The sequence below is a fragment of the Microcystis sp. M083S1 genome, from assembly GCF_020246405.1.
Taxonomy (GTDB): Bacteria; Cyanobacteriota; Cyanobacteriia; order Cyanobacteriales; family Microcystaceae; genus Microcystis; species Microcystis aeruginosa_C.
The window spans coordinates 1-7,680 of the sequence record NZ_JADBTB010000093.1; the positions used below are offsets into that span (position 1 = coordinate 1).

General features: G+C 43.2%; 4 protein-coding genes and 1 pseudogene. 3 read left to right on the top strand and 2 right to left on the bottom strand.

The features are described 5' to 3' along the window. Both IM450_RS09355 and clpB read left to right on the top strand, forming a co-directional pair. Window positions 1-229 (top strand): hypothetical protein (locus IM450_RS09355; RefSeq protein ID WP_287668707.1); only part of this gene is annotated, 229 nt, incomplete at its 5' end. A 632-nt stretch (window positions 230-861) separates the two neighbouring features. Next, window positions 862-3,522 carry an ATP-dependent chaperone ClpB gene (clpB, locus tag IM450_RS09360; protein ID WP_002801344.1) on the top strand — a complete coding sequence of 887 codons (2,661 nt, stop codon included), beginning with the start codon at window positions 862-864 and terminating at the stop codon, window positions 3,520-3,522. Between the two features lie 693 nt (window positions 3,523-4,215). Here the strand turns inward: clpB and IM450_RS09365 are convergent. After that, window positions 4,216-4,926: a choice-of-anchor R domain-containing protein gene (locus tag IM450_RS09365; RefSeq protein ID WP_287668709.1), complete on the bottom strand. Its 711-nt coding sequence runs from the start codon at window positions 4,924-4,926 to the stop codon at window positions 4,216-4,218. Window positions 4,927-5,294: 368 nt separating this feature from the next. On the opposite strand from IM450_RS09365, the pseudogene IM450_RS09370 reads away from it, so the two are divergent. Next, window positions 5,295-6,355, top strand: a pseudogene (locus tag IM450_RS09370) (RNA-guided endonuclease InsQ/TnpB family protein); the annotation flags it as partial. A gap of 1,033 nt (window positions 6,356-7,388) precedes the next feature. Here IM450_RS09370 and IM450_RS09375 read toward each other — a convergent pair. Next, a partial coding sequence (locus tag IM450_RS09375; protein ID WP_287668711.1) for a hypothetical protein occupies window positions 7,389-7,680 on the bottom strand: 292 nt, incomplete at its 5' end.

A 7,680-nucleotide genomic window follows, 5' to 3' on the forward strand; every position in this document is an offset into this window, starting at 1 on the left:
AGACTTTCGCCCCATTTCAGAAGCCCGATTCCGTGTGTCCCACGGTACGTTGACCGCCTATAGCTTCTTGTACTTGTTGCGCGCGACTTTTTACCCGGCCAAGCTTTTCTGGTCGGAACCCCCTAAGCCGAGTTTTCAAGGCTTCGGCCGTGAGCTCAGCCGAACGGTGCTGCGCCGTCCACTGGGTTTTCGAGACTGGCCTTTTAATTCTAACGTAAAGCCAACCTAGAACGGCGGGGTTTCAGACCCAAAATTTCCGATGAAAATATTCTGATCCTAAATCCGGTTATTAAAAACTGATTATTTATTCCCCCTTTTGCAGGAGTTTCTTTCCTGATATGTGGCCTAGACTCAACGGATGGCCGTATTACTTCAGATCTGATTACTCAATCCAAGCTTTTGGGGGGTTCTACCCCCCAAACCCCCCGTTGGGGGCGTGGCGCCGCCCCCAAACCCCCCGCGCATTAGTTTTTCGGTGGGATGCTTACACGCAGCCGCTGACGCATCTGTAATAATTTGAGAGTCACTCCACTCCCAGGAGTGCCTTTCCTGATATGTGGCCTATACTCAACGGATTTAGTATGATTGACGAATTTGCCTTATTTCAGCTTGTATTTTCAAGTCAGGAGATAGGAGATAGGAGACTTTTTTATTTATTCTCCCCACACCCTACACCCCACACCCCACACCCCACACCCCACACCCTACACCCTACACCCCACACCCCACACCCTACACCCTACACCCCACACCCTACACCCTCTTTCAAGTCAGAGCTTTTGTCGATCCTAGAACTTTGTGATCGATCGAGACTCCTTGCTATACTATACCTCTGACACTGGCTTTCCTCATTGGTGCAGAATGCAACCCACAGACTCGAATAAATTTACCGAACAAGCTTGGGATTCAATCGTTAAATCGCAAGAAATTGCGCGACGCTTCAAAAACCAGACCTTAGAGGTGGAACACGTTATTATTGCCCTCCTAGAGCAGAATAACGGTCTAGCCACCCGGATTTTACAAAAAGCTAATATAGAAATTCCGCGACTGCAACAACAGCTAGAAGTCTTCACCAACCGACAGCCGAAAGTGGCCATCGTCGATCAATTATACCTAGGTCGTGGTCTGGATCTGCTGCTCGATCGAGCGGAAGCATCCAGGGAAAGTTGGCAAGATAAATTTATCTCCGTCGAACATCTTCTCGTCGGTTTTGCCGAAGATGAAAGGGTTGGCCGGAAATGTTTACGCACTTTCAATCTTGACCCCCAAGATTTAGAATTAGCTATCAAAGCAATTCGCGGTACTCAAAAGGTTACTGAACCCAATCAAGAGGAAAAATACGAAGCTTTAGATAAATATGGCCGGGATTTAACAGCAGCGGCCAAAGAAGGCAAATTAGACCCGGTTATCGGTCGCGATGAAGAAATTCGACGGGTGGTACAAGTCCTCTCGCGACGGTCGAAAAATAACCCGGTTTTAATCGGTGAACCGGGGGTAGGAAAAACCGCTATCGCTGAAGGATTAGCCCAAAGGATTGTTAACGGAGATGTTCCCGAATCTTTGAAAAATCGTCAGTTAATTTCCCTCGATATGGGAAGTTTAATCGCTGGGGCAAAATATCGAGGGGAATTCGAGGAAAGATTGCGGTCAGTCATGAAAGAAGTTACCCAATCAGAAGGGCGAATTATTCTCTTTATCGATGAACTACATACCGTTGTCGGTGCGGGTTCTAGGGAAGGTGGATCGATGGATGCAGGCAACTTATTAAAACCTATGTTAGCTCGGGGGGAATTGCGCTGTATTGGGGCGACAACTTTAGATGAATATCGCAATCATATTGAAAAAGACCCCGCTTTAGAAAGACGTTTTCAACAGGTTTATATTAAGGAACCTTCCGTGGAGGATACTATCTCAATTCTCCGGGGTTTAAAAGAACGTTATGAGCTGCATCATGGGGTGACAATTACCGATTCGGCCCTAGTGGCAGCAGCTACCCTATCCCATCGTTATATTAGCGATCGTTTTTTACCGGATAAAGCGATCGATTTAGTCGATGAAGCGGCGGCCAAATTAGAGGTAGAAAGTACCACTAAACCCGCCGATTTGGAAATGATAGATCGTCGCTTAATGCAGTTACAAATGGAAAAATTCTCCTTAGAAAAAGAGGAGAAAAAAGATCGAGCTTTTCAAGAGCGTTTAGAAAGAATTATCGAAGAAATTGAGGAATTAGAAAGTAAACAAAAGCCTCTCGCTGACCAATGGCAAACGGAGAAACATATCGCCGAGGAAATTAAATTATTACGAGAGGAAGAAGAACAATTGCGCCTACAGGTGGAACAGGCCGAACGTGCTTATGATCTCAATAAAGCGGCCCAATTAAAGTATGGCAAACTAGAAATTTTACAAGGGGAATTAGAAGCAAAAGAAAAAGAACTAGAAACTATTCAAGCGGCAGGTTCGACCCTATTAAGACAACAGGTAACTGATGCCGATATCGCCGAAATAGTCGCCCGGTGGACAGGAATTCCCGTCAATCGTTTAATGGAATCGGAACGACAAAAATTATTAGAATTAGAGTCTCATTTACAGAAAAAAGTTGTCGGACAAAATGAAGCGGTCACGGCAGTAGCAGCGGCGATTCGACGCGCACGCGCGGGAATGAAAGATCCCTCCCGTCCGATTGGTTCATTCCTATTTATGGGACCCACAGGAGTGGGTAAAACCGAGTTAGCGCGGGCCTTGGCGGGGTTACTGTTCGACTCAGAAGAAGCCATGGTTCGCATCGATATGTCGGAATACATGGAAAAACACGCGGTTTCGCGGTTAATCGGCGCTCCTCCGGGTTATGTGGGTTACGAGGAAGGGGGACAACTATCGGAAGCGGTGCGTCGTCGTCCCTATTCTGTGGTTTTATTGGATGAAGTGGAGAAGGCCCATCGGGATGTTTTTAACATTTTATTACAAGTGCTTGACGATGGGCGCATTACCGACTCTCAGGGGCGAGTGGTGGATTTTCGGAATACGATTATCGTCATGACCAGTAATATTGGCAGTGACCATATTTTAAATGTTTCCGAAGATGCCGATTATGAGGAGATGCGGAAACGGGTTTTAACAGCTTTGCGGAGTCATTTTCGTCCCGAATTTTTGAATCGTATCGACGATTTAATTATTTTCCATACCCTGAAAAAAGAAGAATTGCGTTACATTGTTCGTCTGCAATTACAGCGTCTGGAAAGATTATTAGCAGAACAAAAAATTAATCTAGAATTAACTACGGCCGCAGAAAATCATATTGTTACTGTTGGTTACGACCCCACCTACGGTGCGCGACCTTTAAAACGCGCTATCCAACGGGAGTTAGAGAATCCTTTAGCCACAAAAATTCTCGAACAAGCTTTTATGGAAGGGGATACGGTGGTAATTGATTGTTTGGATGAAGGGTTAAGTTTTAGCAAAAAGGAGCTAGAAAAGGAAGGGACAACATTAGAATTAGCTGTGGTTAACCTCAGTTCAGATTAAAGCCAGATAGGGGATATATTCCCCCTCTGAGTTTACCGTAAAAGCCAAAAATGCCCGAAGAGAATTCCTATTTTTTCCCTTGGGCGGTTAGTCTAGTAACATCCCGCCAGAAGAAAAATTTCCTCATACATATATACTATAATAGCTGAAAACCCTTATCCGTCAATGTATACACCCATTAACTTTTCTTAATGTCCCCATGTTTATTGTAATATTTCTTAATAGAAAGGGATAAAGCCTATTTGCTAAAATGGCAGTCATGTACATAGAAAAAGTTTTTAACCGTAATTCCCCCCCCACCGTTCTTTTCCCAGAATTCTACCGAGAAGGAGATTAGGTGGCACTCGCGGCGGCTAGATTTCCCGAAGCTTATGGCACACTTGTCACACAAAGTCGAGAAGATCCGAAAGTGCTTTCGTTAAAGTAAAACTTTTCTCGTTGGTTCAATAATAAAAAAACACACCGCTAATACTTCGATACGGGAAAAATTGCCTGAGAAATACTTTTTTTTGATCGAAAAATTAGCGGTAATTTGTTTTTATTTACAGAAGTTAATCGTGCTTTGATAAATCTCTATATCACGATAAGGTCAAGAAGATTTATCAATGAAAGTCAGGGAGTCGCTAGGATATTCCCTCGTTTACCAAGACATCGAAGACTGATGACGGAAAGATGTTTCCATTCAGCTAATTTCTAAGCACGAGTAGAGAGTTTTTTCAGCCTAGAGGCTAACCCCAATCCTCCTAATCCTAACAAGGCAACAACGGAACCCGGTTCAGGAATGTTAGTAGGGGGAGGGGGAGAAGTGTTTTCTGTCCCGTTAACGCTGAATTGAAAAGCGCTAAATGGAGTAGCAAAACTATTATTCCAAGTACCTCCTTGATCAGTACTATTAAAGGGATTATCACCAATCGACCAGTCAGGAAGCCCTGTTTGGTCGGGTGATTGAGTAAATGCCCATAGATATTCCCCAATGCCGTCTGAAATCCCCGCAACTAACCAGTAGTCAGTATTAGAGGCTAATGTTTGCGGATTAGTAAGGGTAAAGATGTAATCGTTGGTAATGTTAGGAGTGAAACTAGGGTTAGTAAAACTGGTTATCTGACTACCGAGTCCTCCACTGCTGTCGTTATAGAGCCTGACAAATAAATTGGGATTTGCAGTCATTTCTGCTAACCGAAGAGTGACCGAGTTAATAGTATAACCATAACTGCCACTGCCAGTCGTAAAACTTGAACGTAACCATTCATCAAATTTTACTGGGTATCCCATAACAGATACTGTTATGGGAGGTAGGTTGCTAACGAGGGTGGTGGCAGAAGCTTGTTGTCCTAAGCTCAAGGAAAGAAGGAGAGCAAGGCTCCCCCCCCCCATTTTCGCCAAAAGTTGCTGATTTTTGGTCATTTTTCAAACTCTCAAGGTTAAAAAGGATAAAGTTGATCTCGATTGATGGTCTATCTTCTGAGGGCTGCCTCAGAAGATAATCCTTGCAACAACTTAGCACAGATTCCTAGCTTCCGGGAAGGTAAATCGGCAACATTTATCTCAAATGTCTGAAGACCCTCGCTTTTAGAGACGGGATGAAACCCCGACCAATATAAAACAGCACTTCGACAGGCTCAGTGTCCACATTTCGACACATTTCGACACATTTCGACCGGCTCAATGTAAAGGCTCAATGTAAAAGCTCAGTGTCCACATTTCGACACATTTCGACACATTTCGACAGGCTCAATGTAAAGGCTCAATGTCAACGTAAAAGCTCAATGTCAACACAGTTTAAGTTTGTCGATACTCTAAATTCTACTGCTAGACAAGCATCGGACGTTCGGCGATGCTCAGTCGAGCCGCAGAACGGGCCCGGTCGTCTATTGCTCGTTTCTATGACAATTGTAAGAAAAAGGTTAAAGGTAAAAAGGGTTATCCTAAGTTTCAGAAAAATAATCGTTCTGTGGAATATAAAAACTGTGGAGGTCAACTATCGGAGGATAGAAAAAAAATTACTTTCACAGATAAGAAAAACATTGGGACGGTTAAACTGAAATGAACCAGAGATCTAAACTTTTACCCTCTAGACCAAATTAAATGAGTTAGGATTGTTAAACGAGCAGACGGTTACTATGTCCAATTCTGTCTTAGTGTTGATATTCGGGAATACGCTAAACCCCTAGAACCAACAAAGAAATGTGTAGGATTGGATGTAGGTTTAAAAGTTTTCTACGCTAACAGTGATGGGGAAACGGTAGAGATACCACAATACTATCGCAAGGCAGAAAAAAGATTAAGCCGTTTGAATCGGAAAAAATCCAAAAAGTTTAGAAAAGGTCAACCCCAATCAAACAACTACCAAAGGGACAGAAAGAGATATGCTAGAAAGCATTTAAGAGTAAGTAGGCAACGTAAAGGCTTTGTCGAAAAAGAGGCATTGCGCGTCATTAAATCTAACGATTTCATCGCTTACGAAAACTTAAATATTCAAGGCATGGTAAAAAACTCTAAACTAGCTAAATCTATCAATGATGTGGCTTGGTCAACTTTTCGGCAATGGTTAGAATATTTTGGTTTTAAATATGGTAAGGCTACAGTAGCAGTAGCCCCCCATAACACGAGTCAAAACTGTTCTAATTGTGGTCAAAAAGTACCTAAATCTCTATCTACAAGAACCCATATTTGTCCTGACTGTGGCTATGTAGAAGATAGAGATATTAACGCCGCTATCAACATTCTCAAAAAGAGACTAAGTACCGTGGGACACACGGAAACTAATACGCTTGGGGAGAGATTCCCTCTAGTTTGGTTGGATACGTCCTGTCAGGTTAAGGAAACTCTATGAACCAAGAATCCCTCGCTTTTAGCCACGGGAGTGTCAAACGCACTGATACACAATTAATCAGATATTTTGTCGCTGAAAGTGTTGGGTCAATTCAACTAATTTCTAGGCGCGAGTAGATAAGATAGCCGTTGGCGACAAGGAACAAACTACTTGGGTATAAATTTGTTGGGAGTAGTTTCCATATCTCGAATAACTTCTTCTTTTAAGGGTCTTGACCGTTCGGACCTCGGCGTGAGCTCGGTCGAACGCTGATCTCACGGCCGAAGCCTACTCATGAAAATTAGCTACTGTATAAGTAGAGCGGATAGGGTAATCAACCGCTTTAAAAATCCATGTAGTCTAATCACTACGCTATCTGCACCCTGACAATTAAAGATACAGGGTTCTACTCAATAGTTCTAGTTTCTCGCCGGCTCGTGATGTAAAGTCTTTGCAGGAACTAGACAAAGCAGTATTTGAAGCTAACGTTTCAATTCAAGCAAACTTTGTAGAAATACAACTAACGTGGGGCGCACGAAAAGTAACTCGCAAGAGTGAGAACCACCTCTGGGTTGGATAACGCAAGGTATCTAGTTTAAGTGGACTCGTTGAACCAAGAATCCCTCCCATGAGTGCTTCGGTGAGCGTCAATTCCTCGTCTTTACTCACCCTATTATAACGGGATTTACTATAACTCTTAATGAAAATCTCTCAGTTTTAAGTAGGTAGGCGTTAAAAATTATCAGACACCCCCGTTATCAAGGGTAGGGTTGATTCATGAATCAACCCTACCTTATCAAGGGGGGCAGGGGGGATCGAACCTAAAATCTATTTTTAATTTAATTATAACCAGCTACTTAATGATAACAAAAACTTCATCTATTAACCTTCTATAGTCGCTCTTGTCCTTTGGGTTAAAGATGCAGCTGAACTGACACAGCAATTTTATCGAGTCAAATCACTCCATATTTTCCTTAAAAAAGGAAAATATGAGTATAATCAAACAACAAAAAAGCACCCCCTCGCGGGAGTGCCTTTTCGTTCAGACTAGGAATTAACCATTGATAGCAGGAGCAGTCAGAGCTACAGGAGCCTGTTCACCACTAGCTAAGTCTAGGGGGAAGTTGTGAGCGTTGCGCTCGTGCATTACTTCCATACCGATACCAGCGCGGTTTAACACATCAGCCCAAGTACCGATTACACGTCCTTGAGAATCGAGAATCGACTGGTTGAAGTTGAAACCGTTGAGGTTGAACGCCATGGTGCTAACACCCATCGCCGTAAACCAGATACCGATTACCGGCCATGCACCTAAGAAGAAGTGCAGAGAGCGGCTATTGTTGAAA